Origin of the sequence: Pseudoduganella violaceinigra DSM 15887 (assembly GCF_000425385.1) — a bacterium.
GTDB classification, from domain to species: Bacteria; Pseudomonadota; Gammaproteobacteria; order Burkholderiales; family Burkholderiaceae_D; genus Rugamonas; species Rugamonas violaceinigra.
This window is the reverse complement of sequence record NZ_AUDI01000048.1, coordinates 1-1,044: the sequence shown is the minus strand read 5'-3', so window position 1 is coordinate 1,044 and position 1,044 is coordinate 1. Positions and strand designations below refer to the sequence as shown.

Sequence of the window (1,044 nt, the reverse complement as noted above, 5' to 3'; positions counted from 1 at the left end):
CCCGTCCAGACGTCCAGAAAGGATAGGGTGGATGTTGTCGGGGCGATTTTTCGCGGAAAATCGCTTCGTTCCGAAAGCGTCAGCCCAAATCTGAGATAGCGCATGTCGCAGTTTCTTCCATATCTGCTCAATGAATGAGCATCTTGAACCACCAGGGCGAAGCAAGCCCTGGACGGTTCGTCCGCATCTCCTTCGACTTGGCTGACGCCTGACTAATGGCGCAGCCAGATCCCCTTTAGCAATCCGTCCCACGCATCGAAAAGATAGGCGGCTTTTGGTGGCTGTCGAAACGGATCTACTCCGCGCCAAGCCTCGGCCGGCGTCCGTCCGTCCGTCCAGATGCTGGTGCGGACGGATCGCGTTATACCAGAATCCGAATTCCCGCATCGCTTGCCGTAATCCGATGAGATCCTCAACGGCCAGCCGGTCCAGTTTTTCCTTCAACGTTCCGAACAGCCTTTCGATGCGACCGTTCTGCCACGGCATGCCCGGTTGACTGAATTGCTGTTGGATGCCAAGCAGCCTTAAGCTCGTACGAAACAGCAGTGAGCGAAAGACCGATTCGTTATCTGTCCTGATCACGCGTGGAAGCCCGTATCTTCCGAAGGCGCGCAGCAGGCAGCCCAGGATCGTGACCGATCGCTTGTCCGGCAGCGCTTCCAGGCAAAGGGCTAATCTGCTGCCATGGTCGATCACGCCGAGGATGGCATGCGAGCCGCCGTCCACATCAACTTTACCTGTCAGGTCCACACCCCAGATCTTATTTCGGCCGAGCGGACCTGGCTGTCGCCGCTTCCATTTCCTCCGCATGTCCGCAATCCGGTAGTGGTGGCGTTTGACGGTCAAGGCTACCCAGCTTTTGCTCACCGTCATGCCACGGGGTTGTCCATGCATTCGGTTGAACGTGTCTGCCAACTTCTGGCAGCTCAAATCAGTCAGCGCCTTGAGGCGGATTACTTCATTAACGACCCAAGCGGGTTTGCGGCGGTGATGTTTTGGTGCGGAGGTGACATGGACGCGCCGAAAACGCCGGAATTTGGGCTT

1 protein-coding gene is annotated in these 1,044 nt (G+C 57.2%); it reads right to left on the bottom strand.

Going from position 1 to position 1,044, the window contains the following annotated elements:
- A partial coding sequence (locus H597_RS34200; RefSeq protein ID WP_211232062.1) for an integrase core domain-containing protein occupies window positions 1-873 on the bottom strand: 873 nt, incomplete at its 3' end.
- Between the last annotated feature and the right edge of the window lie 171 nt (window positions 874-1,044).